The organism is Kosakonia sp. MUSA4 (assembly GCF_013085925.1).
GTDB classification, from domain to species: Bacteria; Pseudomonadota; Gammaproteobacteria; order Enterobacterales; family Enterobacteriaceae; genus Kosakonia; species Kosakonia sacchari_B.
The window spans coordinates 2,713,997-2,729,497 of record NZ_CP025697.1 but is presented as its reverse complement, the minus strand read 5'-3'; the positions used below and the strand labels follow the sequence as shown (position 1 = coordinate 2,729,497).

At 51.7% G+C, this 15,501-nt stretch carries 17 protein-coding genes; 12 read left to right on the top strand and 5 right to left on the bottom strand.

Annotated features, from left to right (window positions below):
• Window positions 1–8 precede the first annotated feature (8 nt).
• A complete protein-coding gene (gene sohB / locus C0557_RS12915; RefSeq protein WP_007371929.1) occupies window positions 9–1,055 on the top strand; it encodes a protease SohB in 1,047 nt (348 codons plus the stop codon).
• A gap of 34 nt (window positions 1,056–1,089) precedes the next feature.
• Here the strand turns inward: sohB and C0557_RS12910 are convergent, their stop codons facing one another.
• Complete coding sequence (locus C0557_RS12910) at window positions 1,090–1,341, bottom strand: YciN family protein (RefSeq protein WP_007371930.1); 252 nt, start codon at window positions 1,339–1,341, stop codon at window positions 1,090–1,092.
• A gap of 395 nt (window positions 1,342–1,736) precedes the next feature.
• Here C0557_RS12910 and topA point away from each other — a divergent pair, with 395 nt between their 5' ends.
• The 6 genes from topA to acnA all read left to right on the top strand — a co-directional run bounded on the left by topA (window position 1,737) and on the right by acnA (window position 9,228).
• Window positions 1,737–4,334 carry a type I DNA topoisomerase gene (gene topA, locus C0557_RS12905; protein WP_208658727.1) on the top strand — a complete coding sequence of 866 codons (2,598 nt, stop codon included), beginning with the start codon at window positions 1,737–1,739 and terminating at the stop codon, window positions 4,332–4,334.
• A 182-nt stretch (window positions 4,335–4,516) separates the two neighbouring features.
• Window positions 4,517–5,491 carry an HTH-type transcriptional regulator CysB gene (gene cysB / locus C0557_RS12900; protein WP_007371933.1) on the top strand — a complete coding sequence of 325 codons (975 nt, stop codon included), beginning with the start codon at window positions 4,517–4,519 and terminating at the stop codon, window positions 5,489–5,491.
• A gap of 318 nt (window positions 5,492–5,809) precedes the next feature.
• The gene (locus C0557_RS12895) at window positions 5,810–5,971 is read left to right on the top strand and encodes a YmiA family putative membrane protein (RefSeq protein ID WP_072439810.1); all 162 of its coding nucleotides are present in this window, start codon (window positions 5,810–5,812) and stop codon (window positions 5,969–5,971) included.
• 1 nt (window position 5,972) lies between these two features.
• Entirely contained in the window at window positions 5,973–6,143 is a 171-nt protein-coding gene (locus C0557_RS12890) for a hypothetical protein (protein ID WP_007371935.1), read from the top strand.
• A gap of 138 nt (window positions 6,144–6,281) precedes the next feature.
• On the top strand, window positions 6,282–6,380 hold the full coding sequence (gene ymiC, locus C0557_RS27455; protein WP_253073815.1) for a small membrane protein YmiC: 99 nt from the start codon (window positions 6,282–6,284) through the stop codon (window positions 6,378–6,380).
• A 172-nt stretch (window positions 6,381–6,552) separates the two neighbouring features.
• Entirely contained in the window at window positions 6,553–9,228 is a 2,676-nt protein-coding gene (gene acnA / locus C0557_RS12885; RefSeq protein WP_208658726.1) for an aconitate hydratase AcnA, read from the top strand.
• A gap of 46 nt (window positions 9,229–9,274) precedes the next feature.
• Here acnA and ribA read toward each other — a convergent pair whose 3' ends face one another.
• Window positions 9,275–9,862, bottom strand: a complete 588-nt coding sequence (gene ribA / locus C0557_RS12880) for a GTP cyclohydrolase II (protein ID WP_007371938.1) — start codon at window positions 9,860–9,862, stop codon at window positions 9,275–9,277.
• Window positions 9,863–10,058: 196 nt separating this feature from the next.
• On the opposite strand from ribA, the gene pgpB reads away from it, so the two are divergent.
• The 5 genes from pgpB (at window position 10,059) to yciH (ending at window position 13,700) form a co-directional block, all read left to right on the top strand.
• Window positions 10,059–10,823 carry a phosphatidylglycerophosphatase B gene (gene pgpB, locus C0557_RS12875; RefSeq protein ID WP_208658725.1) on the top strand — a complete coding sequence of 255 codons (765 nt, stop codon included), beginning with the start codon at window positions 10,059–10,061 and terminating at the stop codon, window positions 10,821–10,823.
• Between the two features lie 140 nt (window positions 10,824–10,963).
• Entirely contained in the window at window positions 10,964–11,272 is a 309-nt protein-coding gene (locus C0557_RS12870) for a LapA family protein (RefSeq protein WP_007371940.1), read from the top strand.
• A gap of 6 nt (window positions 11,273–11,278) precedes the next feature.
• The gene (gene lapB / locus C0557_RS12865) at window positions 11,279–12,448 is read left to right on the top strand and encodes a lipopolysaccharide assembly protein LapB (RefSeq protein ID WP_074776608.1); all 1,170 of its coding nucleotides are present in this window, start codon (window positions 11,279–11,281) and stop codon (window positions 12,446–12,448) included.
• Between the two features lie 188 nt (window positions 12,449–12,636).
• Window positions 12,637–13,374, top strand: coding sequence for an orotidine-5'-phosphate decarboxylase (gene pyrF / locus C0557_RS12860; RefSeq protein ID WP_208658724.1), 738 nt, complete (start codon window positions 12,637–12,639; stop codon window positions 13,372–13,374).
• Complete coding sequence (yciH, locus tag C0557_RS12855) at window positions 13,374–13,700, top strand: stress response translation initiation inhibitor YciH (RefSeq protein WP_208658723.1); 327 nt, start codon at window positions 13,374–13,376, stop codon at window positions 13,698–13,700. Before pyrF ends, yciH begins: the two co-directional genes overlap by 1 nt.
• A gap of 107 nt (window positions 13,701–13,807) precedes the next feature.
• Here yciH and osmB read toward each other — a convergent pair whose 3' ends face one another.
• From osmB to C0557_RS12840, 3 genes are all read right to left on the bottom strand, one after another.
• Complete coding sequence (gene osmB / locus C0557_RS12850; RefSeq protein WP_035885807.1) at window positions 13,808–14,026, bottom strand: osmotically-inducible lipoprotein OsmB; 219 nt, start codon at window positions 14,024–14,026, stop codon at window positions 13,808–13,810.
• A 255-nt stretch (window positions 14,027–14,281) separates the two neighbouring features.
• Window positions 14,282–15,040, bottom strand: coding sequence for a DNA-binding transcriptional regulator YciT (locus C0557_RS12845; RefSeq protein ID WP_208658722.1), 759 nt, complete (start codon window positions 15,038–15,040; stop codon window positions 14,282–14,284).
• A gap of 87 nt (window positions 15,041–15,127) precedes the next feature.
• A complete protein-coding gene (locus C0557_RS12840) occupies window positions 15,128–15,310 on the bottom strand; it encodes a hypothetical protein (protein ID WP_007371946.1) in 183 nt (60 codons plus the stop codon).
• Between the last annotated feature and the right edge of the window lie 191 nt (window positions 15,311–15,501).

Sequence of the window (15,501 nt, the reverse complement as noted above, 5' to 3'; positions counted from 1 at the left end):
TGGTACGCGTGGAATTACTGTCTGAATATGGTCTGTTTTTGGCCAAGATCGCGACCGTGGTAGTGGCGATTGCGGTGATAGCAGTGCTTATTGTCAATCTGACGCAGCGCAAGCGCCAGCGGGGCGAACTGAAAATTACCCGTTTGAGCGAGCAGTATAAAGAGATGCAGGAGGAGATGTCCGCTTCGTTGCTGGACGATCATCAGCAGAAACAGTGGCATAAAGCGCAGAAGAAAAAGCTGAAGCAGGAGGCAAAGGAAGCCAAAGCGAAAGCAAAAGCAGGGAAAAGCGTTGACTCAGGAAAATCACGCGTTTATGTGCTGGATTTCAAAGGCAGTATGGACGCCGGCGAAGTCAGCGGGTTGCGCGAGGAAATTACCGCCGTGCTGACCGTGGCAAAACCGCAGGATCAGGTCGTTCTGCGGCTTGAAAGCCCCGGCGGCGTGGTGCACGGCTACGGTCTTGCGGCCTCTCAATTGCAGCGCCTGCGCGACAGACATATTCCGCTGACCATCGCCGTTGATAAAGTGGCAGCCAGCGGCGGTTATATGATGGCCTGCGTGGCGGATAAAATTGTTGCCGCTCCCTTCGCCATTATTGGCTCTATCGGCGTGGTGGCGCAGATCCCTAACTTCAACCGTTTCCTGAAAGGCAAAGAGATCGATATTGAGTTGCACACTGCCGGACAGTTTAAACGTACGCTCACGCTACTGGGTGAAAATACCGAAGAAGGGCGACAGAAATTCCGCGAAAGTCTGAATGAAACCCATGACTTATTTAAAGATTTTGTTCATCAGATGCGCCCGGCACTGGATATTGAAAGCGTGGCGACCGGTGAACACTGGTACGGCTCCCAGGCGCTGGAGAAGGGCTTGATTGATCAGATTGGCACCAGCGACGAACTGCTGCTCAGCCTGTATGAGAATCATGAAGTTATCGGCGTCCGCTACCAGCAACGCAAGAAAATGATGGAGCGGTTTACCGGCAGTGCGACAGAGAGTATTGACCATCTGTTGATGCGCTGGTGGCAGCGCGGGCAAAAACCCCTGATGTAAACAAAACGCGAGGCCAGAAGCCTCGCGTTTTTACTTAGTCAATAAGATGATACTTTTCAGAAAGTTCATGCGCTAAGTATTTGAACATATTGAATACTGCCGTGCTTTTCGGCGTCGGCAGACCTTGCTCATCCAGATAGTACTCGCCGCTGAACACCAGCACGCCATTGCGCTGGGTAACATCGGTGGCGGCAATACCTGCCAGCGTATCTTCATGCTCACGGATCAGCTTGTTAGCCAGCTCCAGCAATGTCTGGCGATCGATAGGTTGAGATGTACCGGTCATTTTTCTACTCCTCAAAATTTTCTGAAGTTTACCGCTGGCCCGGACAGGGAGCAAATTTTCCCTGTTTTTGCAAAGGGTTTGACCTGTTGTTGTGCTGGCGCGTTTCGTTTTTGCGTGCTAATAAAGTTGCGTAACAAATTTTATCAGGTACAGTGTGACGCTTTCGTCAACCTGGCAACAGAATTGCTTGACATTCGACCATAACACCGTCGTACTACATCACCCTGACGCGAAAAAGCTTGTAAACTCAGCCACCTGAATGCTCCGTTTGACGCGCCTGGCGAGATATGGGGGTTGATATCCCCGGTTGTCGCCGCAATAGTGAAGGTTCGTCGCGGGTGGTGTTAAGCAATGTCGACGTATTCCTGGAAGAATTAAATTAGGTAAAGGTGAATATGGGTAAAGCTCTCGTTATCGTTGAGTCCCCGGCAAAAGCCAAAACGATCAATAAATATCTGGGTAATGACTATGTGGTTAAATCCAGTGTTGGTCATATCCGTGATTTGCCGACCAGTGGCTCAGCACCCAAAAAGAGCGCAGACTCAGCCTCCACCAAAACGGCTAAGAAGCCTAAAAAGGATGAACGCGGCGCTCTCGTCAATCGCATGGGGATCGACCCATGGCATAACTGGGATGCACATTACGAAGTGCTGCCAGGCAAAGAGAAGGTGGTTTCTGAACTGAAATCGCTGGCTGAAAAAGCTGACCACATCTATCTCGCAACCGACCTTGACCGCGAAGGGGAAGCCATTGCATGGCACCTGCGGGAAGTGATTGGCGGTGATGAAAAACGCTACAGCCGCGTAGTGTTTAACGAAATCACCAAGAATGCTATTCGCCAGGCTTTTGAAACGCCGGGTGAGCTGAATATTGACCGTGTGAATGCCCAGCAGGCGCGCCGCTTTATGGATCGCGTTGTGGGTTACATGGTTTCTCCGCTGCTGTGGAAGAAAATTGCCCGTGGCCTTTCTGCTGGTCGCGTGCAGTCTGTTGCTGTCCGTCTGGTGGTTGAGCGCGAACGCGAAATCAAAGCCTTTGTTCCGGAAGAGTTCTGGGAAATTGATGCCGCTACTGCAACGCCTGGCGGCGACGCATTGCCGTTGCAGGTGACGCATCAAGGCGACAAAGCGTTCCGTCCGGTCAATCGCGAACAGACAATGGCCGCCGTTAGCCTGCTGGAGAAAGCGCGTTACACCGTCCTGGAGCGGGAAGATAAACCGACCAGCAGCAAGCCGGGCGCGCCGTTTATCACCTCCACGTTGCAGCAGGCCGCCAGTACGCGTCTCGGCTTTGGCGTGAAGAAAACCATGATGATGGCGCAGCGTCTGTACGAAGCCGGTTACATCACCTACATGCGTACCGACTCAACCAACCTGAGCCAGGACGCGATCAGCATGGTTCGTGGATATATTACCGACAATTTCGGTAAGAAATACCTGCCGGAATCTGCTAACCAGTACGCCAGTAAAGAGAATTCCCAGGAAGCGCACGAAGCGATTCGTCCTTCCGATGTCGCAGTGCAGGCTGAGTCGCTGAAGGATATGGAAACCGACGCACAGAAGCTGTATCAGCTTATCTGGCGTCAGTTTGTCGCCTGTCAGATGACGCCTGCACAGTACGATTCCACGACGCTGACCGTTGGCGCGGGTGATTTCCGCCTCAAAGCGCGCGGGCGTATTTTGCGCTTCGATGGCTGGACAAAAGTGATGCCGGCATTGCGCAAGGGCGATGAAGATCGCACTCTGCCGTCGGTGAATAAAGGTGATGTACTGTCGCTCGTCGAACTGACTCCGGCGCAACACTTTACCAAGCCGCCAGCGCGTTTCAGCGAAGCTTCGCTGGTTAAAGAGCTTGAAAAACGCGGCATTGGCCGTCCGTCCACTTATGCGTCGATCATTTCGACCATTCAGGACAGGGGCTATGTGCGCGTGGAAAACCGTCGTTTTTACGCGGAAAAAATGGGTGAAATCGTTACCGATCGCCTGGAAGAGAACTTCCGCGAGCTGATGAACTACGACTTTACCGCGCAGATGGAAGACAGCCTTGACCGCGTCGCAAACCATGAAGCCGAGTGGCGGAAGGTGCTGGACAGCTTCTTTGGCGATTTTTCTCGCCAGCTTGAGCAAGCTGAACAGGATCCGGAAGCCGGCGGGATGCGACCGAACCAGATGGTGCTGACCAGCATCGACTGTCCGACCTGCGGCCGTAAAATGGGGATTCGTACCGCCAGTACCGGCGTGTTCCTCGGCTGTTCCGGCTATGCGCTGCCGCCAAAAGAGCGCTGTAAAACCACCATTAACCTGGTGCCGGAAAACGAAGTGCTCAATGTGCTGGAAGGCGATGACGCGGAAACCAACGCGCTGCGCGCCAAACGTCGTTGCCAGAAGTGCGGCACGGCGATGGACAGCTACCTCATCGATCCGAAGCGCAAATTGCATGTCTGCGGTAATAACCCGACCTGTGATGGCTACGAAATCGAAGAGGGCGAGTTCCGCATCAAGGGGTATGACGGTCCGATCGTTGAGTGTGAGAAATGCGGTTCTGAAATGCACCTGAAAATGGGGCGTTTTGGTAAGTACATGGCATGTACCAACGACGATTGCAAAAACACGCGTAAAATTCTGCGTAACGGTGAAGTTGCGCCACCGAAGGAAGATCCGGTGCCATTGCCGGAGCTGCCTTGCGAGAAATCCGACGCCTATTTCGTGCTGCGTGATGGTGCTGCCGGGGTGTTCCTCGCTGCCAATACCTTCCCGAAATCGCGTGAAACGCGTGCGCCGTTGGTGGAAGAACTGTACCGCTTCCGCGATCGTCTGCCGGAAAAATTGCGTTACCTGGCCGATGCGCCACAGCAGGATCCGGAAGGTAATAAAACGATTGTCCGCTTTAGCCGTAAAACCAAACAGCAGTATGTGGCATCGGAAAAAGAGGGCAAAGCAACCGGATGGTCGGCTTTCTACATTGATAACAAGTGGACTGAAGCTAAAAAATAAGCGACTTCAGTCACCTATCCCCAAAGGGCCGCTCTGTCGGCCCTTTTTTATACCTGCATTATTATTCTTTGTTCGCTGCTATACACAGAAGCTATAAATGATATAGTTGTTATAGCAATCCGTTTTTTTATTATGAAATCGTCTTAAGCGATAACCCGTTTGCGTACTTCGGATGGTCTGTCATGAAACTACAGCAGCTTCGTTATATCGTTGAGGTGGTCAATCACAACCTCAATGTCTCCTCAACGGCGGAAGGGCTTTATACTTCCCAGCCTGGTATCAGTAAGCAAGTCCGCATGCTTGAAGATGAGCTGGGGATCCAAATTTTTGCCCGCAGCGGCAAGCATCTTACCCAGGTGACGCCCGCCGGACAGGAAATTATCCGCATTGCGCGTGAAGTTCTGTCAAAAGTGGATGCGATTAAATCGGTGGCGGGGGAACATACCTGGCCCGATAAAGGCTCGCTGTATGTCGCCACCACGCACACCCAGGCGCGTTATGCGCTGCCTAACGTGATCAAAGGCTTTATTGAGCGTTATCCGCGTGTTTCCCTGCATATGCATCAGGGATCGCCCACGCAAATTGCCGAAGCGGTTTCGAAGGGGAATGCGGACTTCGCCATTGCCACCGAAGCGTTGCATCTGTATGACGATCTGGTCATGCTGCCGTGCTATCACTGGAATCGTTCAATCGTGGTCACGCCGGACCATCCACTGGCTTCAAAGCAATCGGTCACCATTGACGAGCTGGCGCAATATCCGCTGGTAACGTACACCTTTGGTTTTACGGGCCGCTCTGAGCTGGATACCGCGTTTAATCGCGCAGGGTTAACGCCACGTATTGTCTTTACTGCCACCGATGCTGACGTTATTAAAACTTATGTAAGACTTGGCCTGGGAGTCGGTGTTATTGCCAGTATGGCGGTCGATCCGGTCTCCGATCCGGATCTGGTTAAGCTGGATGCACATGAGATTTTCAGCCACAGCACAACCAAAATTGGCTTCCGTCGCAGTACCTTCTTACGCAGCTATATGTATGATTTTATTCAACGCTTTGCGCCGCATTTAACCCGCGATGTGGTCGATACTGCCGTGGCATTGCGTTCTAATGAAGATATAGAAGCGATGTTTAAAGATATTAAGTTGCCGCAAAAATAATGTCGGAGGGTATCTTTTCGACTGAAAAGATACCCTTAACTCTGACTAAAGCTAAATCGTTATTATCATCATCTGACTTATCGAAAATCCTCCTCGGTGATTGAAATCACACCCTCAAAGCAGACACTGTCACTATTTAGCGACAAAAATAGAAACTAAATTGCGGGTCTGCAAATTTATTACTTCAATAATTTATTTGTGGTCAAAAGATTAAATATTTCTTTGGAAATGGTGAGTAAATTCACTGGATTTTCGGCTAAAGTTCTTTTAGGATTTGTCTCATCTCATGATTAATTGTACCTATTGTTGGTGCCCGAAATGATAAGTGATGTCGATTGTACGAGGTTAGCAATGCCATCAGGAAGTGAAGAGCCAAAAAGGGATCCTGAGCTCAAGCGTAAAGCCTGGCTGGCGGTATTTCTTGGTTCTGCCTTATTTTGGGCGGTTATCGCGTTATTAATCTGGAAATTCTGGGGTTAAAATGGCTATAGCGGGTCGATTAGAACCAGTTAAGCAAGTATGTCAGCTTCGTGACACACCACAGAAAGCGAAAACCAAAACTGTGACCTCTATTCCGGCATGCTGGAAACTGACGCCACAGCAGCAAGCTTTTATTGATGCCTTCGCGGAAGACGACACCAAAAAACAATAAATATATCATCAGAATAATTGTGGGAAATTATCCGCGCTATTCATTGATATGATCTTATGTACTCTTTAATTAATACACAGCATAAATGAATTGAGTAAAGACTCAGTTTTAATGAATAGTTTTTCTGGTAATTTATTGATGAATAATGATTGTCGAATGAAATACTGGTCGTGGATCACCGTGTTTTCTGTTTCCATACTTTTTTGGGCTCAGATTGTCTGGATGCTCTTCCGGTAATGAATTGAAAAGCCTCGCAACTGCGGGGCTTTTTTAATTTCCCCGCCTGCAAATTTGTCCGTTTGTAGCAATTTGGGTTGTTATCAAATCGTTACGATATGTTTGTGTTATCTTTAATACAGACCCTGAAGATCCTCAGGGTATCGCAATCCCTGTAAGTAAGGAGGAGCACATGTCGTTGACCCTACGCGAAGCCAGTAAGGACACATTGCAGGCAGAGAATAAAACTTACCACTACTACAGCTTGCCGCTGGCCGCCAGACAACTTGGGGATATTGCGCGTCTACCCAAGTCACTCAAAGTACTACTCGAAAATCTTCTGCGCTGGCAGGATGAGGAATCTGTCACTGAAGAGGATATCCGTGCGCTGGCGGGCTGGCTAAGTACCGCCCATGCCGACAGAGAAATTGCCTATCGCCCGGCCAGGGTTCTGATGCAGGATTTCACCGGTGTCCCCGCAGTCGTTGATCTTGCTGCCATGCGCGAAGCGGTAAAACGCCTCGGTGGTGATACCGCCAAAGTGAATCCGCTGTCACCGGTTGATTTGGTTATCGACCACTCAGTCACCGTTGACCATTTTGGTGACGATGACGCGTTCGAAGAGAATGTCCGGCTGGAGATGGAGCGTAACCATGAGCGTTACGTCTTCCTGCGCTGGGGCCAGCAAGCCTTCAGCCGCTTCAGCGTCGTACCACCTGGCACTGGTATTTGCCACCAGGTCAACCTTGAATACCTCGGCAAAGCCGTGTGGAGCGAACTACAGGACAAAGAGTGGGTTGCTTATCCGGACACGCTGGTCGGTACCGATTCTCACACCACGATGATCAATGGCCTGGGCGTGCTGGGCTGGGGCGTTGGGGGGATTGAAGCGGAAGCCGCTATGCTCGGCCAGCCGGTTTCAATGCTCATTCCTGACGTCGTTGGTTTTAAACTGACCGGCAAACTGCGTGAAGGCATTACCGCCACCGACCTGGTGCTGACGGTGACGCAGATGTTGCGTAAACATGGCGTGGTAGGGAAATTCGTCGAATTTTATGGTGACGGACTCGATTCGCTGCCGCTCGCCGATCGCGCTACTATCGCTAATATGGCGCCGGAATATGGCGCCACCTGCGGTTTTTTTCCTATTGATGGCGTAACGCTTGAATATATGCGTCTGAGCGGGCGTAGCGAAGAGCAGGTTGCGCTGGTTGAAGCCTACGCGAAAGCGCAGGGCATGTGGCGTAACCCGGGTGATGAACCGGTATTTACCAGCACACTCGAACTGAATATGCATGATGTCGAGGCCAGCCTTGCTGGCCCCAAACGTCCACAGGATCGTGTGGCGCTTAGCGATGTGCCTAAAGCCTTTGCCGCCAGCTCTGAACTGGAACTGAATACGGCGCAGAAAGATCGCAAACCGGTCGACTACGTGCTCAATGGACATTCATATCAATTGCCGGATGGCGCGGTGGTCATTGCGGCCATTACTTCTTGTACGAATACCTCAAACCCCAGCGTGCTGATGGCCGCCGGGTTACTGGCGAAGAAAGCCGTCACACTTGGGCTGAAACGTCAGCCGTGGGTAAAAGCTTCACTGGCACCGGGTTCGAAAGTGGTTTCCGATTACCTGGCGCAGGCGCGCCTGACGCCTTACCTTGACGAGCTGGGTTTTAACCTGGTCGGTTATGGCTGTACGACCTGTATCGGTAACTCTGGCCCGCTGCCGGAACCGATTGAGCAGGCGATCCGCGCGGGCGATCTGACGGTTGGTGCGGTGCTTTCAGGCAACCGTAACTTTGAAGGCCGCATTCATCCGCTGGTGAAAACCAACTGGCTGGCGTCTCCGCCGCTGGTGGTGGCTTACGCGCTGGCGGGGAACATGAACATCAACCTCGCTACCGATCCTCTGGGGCACGATCGGAAAGGCGATCCGGTCTACCTGAAAGATATCTGGCCCTCCAGTAACGAAATTGCGCGCGCCGTTGAGCAGGTCTCGACGGAGATGTTCCGCAAAGAGTATGCCGAGGTATTTGAAGGTACGCCGGAATGGAAAGCCATCCAGGTTGAGCGTTCAGACACGTACGGCTGGCAGAACGATTCGACCTATATTCGCTTGTCGCCGTTCTTTGATGATATGGCGGCGCAACCGAAGCCGGTGGAGGATATTCATGGCGCGCGGATCCTTGCCATGCTGGGTGATTCCGTCACCACCGACCATATTTCGCCTGCGGGCACTATCAAAGCGGACAGCCCGGCTGGACGTTATCTGCAAAGCCACGGTGTTGAGCGTCGCGATTTTAACTCGTACGGATCGCGGCGCGGCAACCATGAAGTCATGATGCGCGGCACGTTTGCCAATATTCGTATCCGCAATGAAATGGTGCCAGGCGTGGAAGGGGGCATGACTCGCCATTTACCGGGCAGTGAAGTGATCTCCATCTATGATGCCGCGATGCGCTATCAGCAGGAGAAAACGCCATTAGCGGTGATTGCCGGTAAAGAGTATGGCTCAGGCTCCAGCCGCGACTGGGCCGCCAAGGGGCCGCGTCTGCTGGGAATTCGCGTGGTAATCGCCGAATCGTTTGAGCGTATTCACCGCTCGAATCTGATCGGTATGGGGATCTTGCCGCTGGAATTCCCGCAAGGCGTTACGCGCAAAACGCTGGGACTTACCGGCGAGGAAAAACTGGACATTGTGGATTTGGAGCATATCAAACCGGGCGGAACATTAGCGGTAACGCTAACCCGCGCTGATGGTAAGCAGGAAGTGCTGGAATGCCGCTGCCGCATTGATACATCGACAGAGCTGACTTACTACCGCAATGACGGCATTTTGCACTATGTGATACGCAACATGCTGGACTAAACAAAAAGGCCTGCAAACGCAGGCCTTTTTACTTCAGGGCGGCAGCTTATTTCAGCAGATGCCCCATTTTTTCGGCTTTGGTATCCAGATAGTGTTCGTTTTTCGGGTTGCGGCCGACAATCAGCGGTACGCGTTCCACGATGTTGATCCCGGCTTCGGTCAGGATTTCCACTTTCTTTGGGTTATTGGTCAGCAGGCGGACTTCATCGACGCCCAGCAGTTTGAACATATCGGCGCACAGGGTGAAATCGCGCTCATCGGCGGCGAAGCCCAGTTGATGGTTGGCCTCAACGGTATCGTAGCCCTGATCCTGCAACGCATAAGCGCGGATTTTATTCAGCAGGCCAATGTTACGACCTTCCTGGCGATGGTAAAGCAGCACGCCGCGACCTTCCTCGGCGATATGATTCAGGGCCGCTTCAAGCTGAAAACCGCAGTCACAACGCAAACTGAAAAGTGCGTCACCGGTCAGACATTCTGAATGCACGCGCGCCAGGACAGGCAACTGCCCGGAAATATCGCCGAAAACAAGAGCAACGTGATCTTGCCCGGTAGCCAGTTCTTCAAAACCCACCATCAGGAAGTCGCCCCATGGGGTTGGCAGTTTGGCTTCTGCCACACGTTTAAGTTGCATGTGAATCTCCGAATTATATTAGCGCACTGCGCGCCTTTAGCCTGTTGGCCTTCTGTATAGGTGTATTTTGCCACAATGCGCTGAATAACACCTACAAGTGACCATTCCATTGCTGGTTAAACGCACAAATACGTCGCTTTTAGCGTGAATGTTATATTTCGGTTATGATTGAGTCGCTTATCAGAAAGGAGAGGACATGCTGTCAATTGCAAAACGTACAACTGCGGGAGCGGCGATTTTATTGGTGATGCCGCTGGCCGTGTGGATTTCCGGCTGGAGTTGGCAGCCCGGACAATCGCGATGGTGGCTCCATTTCCTTTTCTGGTTGACCGAAACGGTGACGCAGCCGTGGGGGATTATTACGCACGTGGTGCTATGCGGCTGGTTTCTCTGGTGCCTGCGTTTTCGTCTGAAAGCGGCGCTGATGCTGTTTGCGATTCTTGGATGCGCGATTCTGGTTGGGCAGGGGTTAAAATCCTTCGTCAAAGAGCGGGTTCAGGAGCCGCGTCCTTTCGTGTTATGGCTGGAAAAAACGCACGATATCCCGACGGATGAGTTCTACACTTTAAAGCGTAAAGCACGGGGAGAACTGGTGAAATCGCAGCTCTCCGGGCAGCATGATATTCCTGGTTTTTTACGTAAACATTGGCAAAAAGAGACCGGTTTTGCCTTTCCTTCCGGGCACACCATGTTTGCTGCCAGTTGGGCGTTGCTGGGCGTGGGTTTATTGTGGCCGCGCAGACGGACATGGACCATTGTTTTCCTGCTAGTATGGGCAACCGGGGTAATGGGCAGCCGTTTATTGCTGGGCATGCACTGGCCGCGCGATTTGGTGGTCGCAACGCTGATTTCCTGGCTGCTGGTTACGCTGGCAACCTGGCTGGCGCAGCGCCTGTGCGGCCCATTAACGCCGCCCGCGCAAGAGGTGCCAGAAATTGTCGCCAGAGATCGCGAGACTTGATTTCCGATATTTCGCCCGCAAATCGGAATTTGGCATTATGTAATTTCATTCCACGATGGGCGCTAAAATGATAGGTTATAAGGCTGCGTGCAGTCAGTTGCATAGAAATTCATCGCCTGAACCACATAACGGGATGTAATGTGAAATATTTACTCATTTTCTTACTGGTATTAGCGATTTTTGTCGTATCGATTACGCTTGGTGCGCAAAACGATCAGCAAGTGACATTCAATTATTTACTCGCGCAGGGCGAATATCGCATTTCTACGCTGCTGGCTGTACTGTTTGCGGCCGGGTTTATCATCGGCTGGCTGATTTGCGGCCTGTTCTGGCTACGCGTGCGTGTCTCTCTGGTCCGCGCGGAACGTAAGATCAAAAGACTTGAGCACCAGCTTGCTCCCGCCTCAGATGTACCGGTTGTCTCCGGCACAGCGGCGGTGAAGGAATAATATTTTATGCTGGAGTTGCTGTTTCTGTTGTTACCTGTCGCGGCTGCCTACGGCTGGTATATGGGGCGCAGAAATGCTCAACAAACAAAGCAGGATGAAGCTAACCGGCTCTCACGTGAATATGTGGCCGGGGTTAACCTGTTACTCAGCAACCAGCAAGATAAGGCTGTAGACCTGTTCCTCGAGATGTTGAAAGAGGATACCGGCACCGTCGAAGCTCATCTCACCCTTGGTAACCTGTTCCGCTCGCGCGGTGAAGTGGATCGCGCTATTCGCATACACCAAACGCTGATGGAAAGTGCTTCGCTCACCTATGACCAGCGTCTGCTGGCCGTGCAACAACTGGGCCGTGACTATATGGCGGCGGGTCTGTATGACCGGGCCGAAGATATGTTCAAGCAGCTGGTCGATGAAACGGATTTCCGCGTCAACGCGTTACAGCAATTGCTGCAAATTTTTCAGGCCACCAGTGAATGGCAGAAAGCGATTGATGTGGCTGAGCGGCTGGTGAAACTCGGCAAAGAGAAGCAACTCGTCGAGATCGCCCATTTTTACTGTGAGCTGGCGCTGCAACAGATGGGCAATGAAGATATGGATCGCGCGATGGGGCTGCTGAAAAAAGGCGCCGCAGCCGATCGCCATAGCCCGCGCGTCTCCATCATGATGGGGCGGGTGTTTATGAGCAACGGGGAGTACGGCAAAGCGGTCGAAACCCTGTTGCGGGTTATCGAGCAGGATAAAGATCTGGTATGCGAAACGCTGGATATGCTCCAGACTTGCTATCAGCAACTGGGCAAAAATAACGAGTGGGCAGCATTTCTACAACGTTGTGTTGAAGAGAACGTTGGCGCTACCGCGGAACTGATGCTGGCAGAAATCATTGAGCAGCGTGATGGGGCTGATGCTGCACAGAGCTACGTTACCCGACAGCTACAGCGTCATCCGACTATGCGTGTATTCCACAAACTTATCGATTATCATTTGCATGATGCAGAAGAAGGGCGTGCGAAAGAGAGCCTGATGGTGCTGCGCGACATGGTGGGTGAGCAGGTGCGCAGTAAACCGCGCTACCGCTGCCATAAATGCGGTTTTACGGCATTTACCATTTACTGGCACTGTCCGTCATGCCGGGCGTGGTCAACGGTTAAGCCTATTCGCGGCCTCGACGGGCAGTGATTTTTAAAAAGCCCTTATTTTAGTTACAACATACTAATGGATTTAAACATCCATTTGTCAGACCTGCGCAGGAACATCGCTCTGCAGGTGAAAAATGGAAACTGTTATTTCCCGGCTCCCGCAGGTAGAATGCACGCCGTTTATTCACTTCGCGCCTGTGCGGGTGCCTCATTTCAGAAGGTCTGATCATGACATCTACTCCTTTATCGACTTCCCGCGCTGTGACTGCTTCCCCGGTGGTAGTGGCACTTGATTACGATAACCGCGACAAAGCACTGGCGTTTGTCGACCGCATCGATCCCCGCGATTGCCGCCTGAAAGTGGGCAAAGAGATGTTTACGTTGTTCGGGCCGCAACTGGTGCGCGATCTGCAACAGCGTGGTTTTGATATTTTCCTCGACCTGAAATTTCATGATATCCCTAACACCACGGCGCATGCGGTGAAAGCAGCGGCAGATCTCGGTGTGTGGATGGTTAACGTTCACGCCTCGGGTGGGGCGCGGATGATGACGGCAGCGAAAGAGGCGTTGTCCTCTTTTGGCGCCGATGCGCCGCTGCTGATCGCCGTGACCGTGTTAACCAGCATGGAAGCCAGCGATTTACAGGATCTGGGCATCAACACTTCACCGGCAGAGCATGCAGAGCGTCTGGCGCGCCTGACGCAGCAGTGTGGCCTTGATGGCGTAGTCTGCTCTGCTCAGGAAGCCGTACGTTTCAAAAGCGAACTGGGTAAGGCGTTTAAACTGGTGACGCCGGGCATTCGTCCTCTGGGCAGCGCTGCGGGCGATCAACGCCGTATTATGACGCCGGAAGAGGCGCAGCTTGCGGGCGTGGACTATATGGTGATTGGGCGTCCGGTTACGCAATCTGCCGATCCCGCCGCAACCCTGAAAGCCATCAACGTTTCGCTGGGTAAGGGGGCTTAATGAGCGACAACAACAGCCGTCTGGTTTATTCCACGGAAACCGGGCGTATTGACGAACCCAAAGCAGCTGCCGCACGCCCGAAAGGCGATGGTATTGTACGTATTCAACGTCAGACCAGCGGACGCAAAGGCAAAGGCGTGTGCCTGATCACCGGTATCGATTCTGATGATGAAACACTGGCGAAACTGGCCGCTGAATTGAAGAAAAAATGCGGATGCGGCGGTGCGGTAAAAGACGGTGTCATTGAGATCCAGGGAGACAAGCGAGATTTATTAAAATCGCTGCTGGAAGCCAAAGGAATGAAAGTCAAACTTGCCGGTGGATAAAAACAGAAAGGCCGCGATGTAAATCGCGGCCTTATTTTTACACTGCGTAACTCAGACCTGAAAAGAAAGTATATTTATTTTCTTGTTGTCGCCGTTTCACTGACCAATTATTTACCAACCTGGTGGCCAATAATACCGCCGACAGCCGCGCCACCTAATGTACCCAGCGTGCTACCATCAGTCAGTACAGCACCACCCAGCGCGCCCGCACCTGCGCCGATGGCAGTATTACGAGAACGTTTATCCCAGTGACCGCAGGCGCTCAGGGACATTGCCAGGGTTACGGTGAGAAGTGCGGTGGCCATTTTTTTACTTGTTAACATCATCATACTTTCTCCTGAATTATCGATTCACGGAAAAATGTTCTCTTTAAGTATAGAAGCTGTAGCCCACCTTAAAGCACTTCCGTGAAACCTTGCTGCGCAGGTGTAATACAATCACGTGAGTGATAGTCACTTCCTGTTATATCGCTAATATTAATTTTACTCGCAGGCAGAAAGTCAGACAGGTAAAAAGTCTTAATCAACGCGTCGGAATATTCCCAGATATAAGTAAGATAGCCCGCTTTCGCGGGCGGAAAATTAATCAGTAATACCGGGTTTAACAATATCAACGATCAGGCTTGCCTGGCGAAGTTGTTGATGCGCTTCGGAAGAGAGTTTTTCATCGGTAATCACCCGCTGGAAGCGTTCAGCCGGGCCGAGCGTATAAGGATGCATCACGCCAAATTTGGAGCTATCGGTAAGCACAATCGCCTCGCTGCCTTTTTCCAGCACCGCATTAACGACATCAGTACGCATCATATCCCGACCGGTAAAACCCGTTTCCGGCTGCCAGCCATCGATACCGATAAACGCTTTACTGAAGTGCACCTGCTGAATGTACTGTCGCGTCAGCGGGCCAACCATGCTTTCACTCTTTTTCTGGTAGATGCCGCCAAGCAGGATCACATCGCACAGCGACTCTTTCAGCAGATGCGCAATATAGCTGCTGACAGTAATAATGGTGATGTCGCGCTGTTCGCCTAACTTACGGGCGAGCAGCGCATTGCTGCTGCCGTTTTCAATAAATACGGTTTCGCCGGGGCTAACCAGAGAAGCGGCAAAATCCGCCAGCGCACGCTTGACGGTGTAGTTACTCATCATGCGCGTTTCAACATCATCACTATCCAGCGGTACGGCAAAACCGTGTGTACGGCGCAGGTAGCTCTGTTTCTCCAGCGTATTCAGATCCTGACGAATCGTGACTTCAGAAACGCCGGTCATGCGGGCCAGATCGGCGACGCTCATCTGGCCTTTATCAATCACCGTTTGCAGAATTATTTGTTGTCGGGAATTCATAGTCATGTCGTTTTAATCAGGGATTGAATTCGGACATCACCACTGCGGCTATCGCATCCTGCTGCCGCGTGATGGTGAAAATAAAGATCAAATTTCCCAGGGCGTTTTCGGTGCGCCGGAAGAGGAGGCCTTGTCGTTATTGTCGAGATCTAATAACTCCGCTTTCAGGATCTCCAGATTGCGAATTGCAGATTGTGTATCTCCGGCAACCAGTATGTCCAGAACGGTATCGATCCGGCCGGCAAGGAGTTTAAGGTCAATGTCTGCCATACCTTCACCTATATATCGAAAAATGAATAAATTAATGATGCAGAAAAGAGTGTAAAAAGAGAAGAAAAAAAACGAAATCTCAAAATCTTATAAACACTCAACATATATTCATTATGCCACACGCAGCCCGGTTCTGGCGTGGATTAGTCTTGCAGTGCGCGCAATGCGCTTTTCTTACCGGAGGATAAAGC